The sequence below is a fragment of the Polynucleobacter sp. 35-46-11 genome (assembly GCF_002281105.1).
This window is the reverse complement of the sequence record NZ_NCFJ01000304.1, coordinates 1-3,131: the sequence shown is the minus strand read 5'-3', so window position 1 is coordinate 3,131 and position 3,131 is coordinate 1. Positions and strand designations below refer to the sequence as shown.

Annotated in this window: 3 protein-coding genes and 1 pseudogene; all 4 read left to right on the top strand. The window is 44.0% G+C overall.

All coding sequences use genetic code 11. The annotated features are described in order from the left end of the window. Positions 1 to 217 (top strand): annotated as a pseudogene (locus B7Y67_RS13935) (peptidase A8); the annotation flags it as partial. 15 nt (positions 218 to 232) lie between these two features. Then, positions 233 to 1,210: a sterol desaturase family protein gene (locus tag B7Y67_RS13930; RefSeq protein WP_293599165.1), complete on the top strand. Its 978-nt coding sequence runs from the start codon at positions 233 to 235 to the stop codon at positions 1,208 to 1,210. A 30-nt stretch (positions 1,211 to 1,240) separates the two neighbouring features. Then, a complete protein-coding gene (locus tag B7Y67_RS13925; protein WP_215300943.1) occupies positions 1,241 to 2,110 on the top strand; it encodes an EI24 domain-containing protein in 870 nt (289 codons plus the stop codon). After that, the gene (locus B7Y67_RS13920) at positions 2,103 to 2,966 is read left to right on the top strand and encodes a molybdopterin-binding protein (RefSeq protein ID WP_293599164.1); all 864 of its coding nucleotides are present in this window, start codon (positions 2,103 to 2,105) and stop codon (positions 2,964 to 2,966) included. The genes B7Y67_RS13925 and B7Y67_RS13920 overlap by 8 nt, the downstream gene beginning before the upstream one ends. Positions 2,967 to 3,131: the final 165 nt, after the last annotated feature.

Below are 3,131 nucleotides of genomic sequence, written 5' to 3'. Positions count from 1 at the left end.
CGGATTTCTGGGGGATGAGTTGAGCTCGCAAACCCATCCAAACAAGATGCTGTTGGACAAAGCAAGTAGCCAGCTTCAGGACGGCGATATCACAATGGCCCATTTGGGCATTTGGTCGCGCAAGGACCCTTGGGCGCCAGCAGTTTTAGAACAATTGATTATCAATTTGAAGGGTCGCGGCTTCTGCTTTGCTACTCTGCCAAAACAAGATAAATAAGTCACAATTAGAGGTATGGATTCCAATCCTTTCATAGCCACAATTGCCTCAGCTTACGCTAGCCTTCAAGAATTCTTGTTTGCTAATGTTGCTGGCCCAATTCTGTATCAGCTTGACCTCATGTCGATGGCCGAAGATGTTTTTGACGGTATTGATTGGTTTCTGTTTGGATGTATGCAAATATTTCTCATTGTGATTGTGCTGCGCACTTGGGAAAAGTTAGCGCCTGCGGAAACCCAAGAGCATTTTGCACAGTCAAGCAAAGCAGATGTGTTCTATACGCTTTTTCATCGCCTGGGTATTTTTCACGGCCTAATCTTTATTGCTCTCTCCGGATTCTTTTTTGAGATTGATTCAATTCTTCATGACTTTCGTTTTGCAAGAATGAATGTTGAATCTTGGTGGCCTCCAATTACGGCTGTCCCATTAGTCAGTTTTTTTATTTACTTTATCTTGCTAGATTTTGTTGAGTATTTATATCACCGTGCTTCACATACGATTCATTGGTGGTGGCAACTCCATGCCCTACATCACAGTCAAACCGTAATGACTGCTTGGTCGGACGATCGAAATCATATTCTTGATGACATCATGCATGCTGTAGTTTTTGCTTTCTTCGCTTTATTGTTTGGCGTTTCGCCAAGCCAATTTATTTTGCTAGTTGTTTTTAGTCAGCTAATACAGAGCTGGCAACATGCCAATATCTACGTCAACTTGGGACTGTTTAAATATGTATTAGTCTCACCAATGTATCACCGTATGCATCATGCAGTAGGCTATGGTCACGAAGCAAAAGGTAAGCCTGGCGTATTAGGTGGCTGCAACTTTGGTGTACTGTTTCCTTGGTGGGATATGTTATTTAATACTGCTATTTTCCCGAAAGCAGTTTACCCAACTGGAGTGAGGGACTTAGCTGTTTCTCATAATATATTTATTCAACAATGGCAAACCTTGAAGCATGCCCTTGTAGAGTTATTGCCTAAGGCCAAATGAAGTTTTTAACTCGACCAACAATAAGGATATATGGATAGTATCCAGCAATTATTCAAATCTTTTGGCTTGGCAATGGTTGGCACCATGCATCCCAGAATGCTGTGGTTAAGTCTACGACCATTTTTGATTGTCTCGGTGTTATGGGGTTGCTTAATTTGGCTGACTTGGACTCCAGCCCTGGAGATGCTGAGCATTTTTTTAACAACATCTGTCTTTACTAGTTGGATTCAGGACGGACTGATTTGGGCTGGATTTGAAAATGCACGCGCATGGATTGCGCCACTCTTTTTTGTCATGATGCTCATTCCATTAATCTCGATCAGCTTATTGGTATTCATCGCTTTTACTACCGTACCAACAATCGTCAAGGTAGTCACACGTCAGCATGCCTACAAAGATCTTGAACGAAAGAAAGGTGGGGGTTTATTTGGGAGCTTTTTATACACCCTATGGTCTGCTTTGATCTGCCTAGCCTTGGTGATGTTGACTTTACCAGTGTGGTGGATTCCGCCACTCGTCGCAGTCTTGCCGCCTTTGTTATGGGGTTGGTTGACGATGCGACTAATGTCTTACGATGTGTTGGCTCAACATGCCACTTCTGAAGAGCGCGATGCGCTTTTGCATCAACATCGGTGGCCGCTGTTAACCATGGGCATTGTGTCAGGGATGCTCGGTGCTGTCCCCACTTTCTTTTGGGCAACCTCTGCATTAGCTCTCGTCTTGTTTCCTATTGTGAGTTTTGTTGCACTTTGGATTTACTCATTAATCTTCGTGTTTGCTGCGCTGTGGTTTACACACTATTTGCTAGATGCGCTAAAGGAATTACGTAGTAAAGAACTAGATCAATCTTTAAATATAGAAGCGCGTGTAATTGATATGGAGCTCCCGTACCATGGCTGATGCATTAAATACAGTTGACATGAATCTGTCAGGGCCTAAGTCACGTCGCTTCGGTTTAATCGTCATTGGTGATGAAATTTTGTCTGGGCGCCGTCAAGATAAACATATGAGCAAGCTGATTGAGCTCTTATCTGAGCGGGGCTTGAGTTTGTCCTGGGCTAAATATGTAGCGGATGATCCTGAGCAAATTACAGTTACTCTTAAGGATAGTTTTGCCAGTGGCGATGTAGTTTTTAGTACTGGTGGTATTGGTGCTACTCCTGATGACCACACAAGGCAGTGCGCAGCTTTGGCATTGGGGACTAAAACCGAGTTGCATCCGACTGCGCAAGAGTTGATTGCTGGGCGTATTCAGGCTATGGCAGAGGGTGATGCCCTGAAGGCAGACCTAAACACGCCAGAGAATCAACATCGCTTCAAGATGGGTGAATTCCCGCTTGGCAGCGACATTATTCCGAATCCCTATAACCAGATCCCAGGTTTTTCTATTCGAGAGCACTACTTTGTCCCTGGCTTCCCGGTGATGGCTGCCCCTATGATGGCTTGGTGTCTTGATACTTATTATCAAAGCCTCTTTCATCGTGAGAACTGGGCTGAGCAGAGCTTCATCGTTCCCAAGGGCGTAGAGTCAACCCTTACGCCACTAATGGAGCGTATTGAAGCCTCTTTTCCTGGTGTAAAGGTCTTTAGCCTCCCATCGGTTGGTGACCCATCTAAGGGTGGTGTTTACTCTGAACGCCATATCGAATTGGGGATCAAGGGTAATGCAAATCTGCTAGAAAACGCTTGGATTGCTTTGCGATCCGGTACCGAAGCTTTGGGTTATGCAATCCATGATATTTCTAAAGCGGATTAAGCACTACTTTGGTGCAAATACACTATTTTTTCAGGATTTTGGGGTATTTCAGCACTTAATTAGTGCAATAATGATCGTTCCCATTTGTTTGCTTCAGTAAATTAGATACATCCCAAGGGCATGTTTGATGCCTGGAATGAACAAGGGTGTACACCTTAAGTTTGT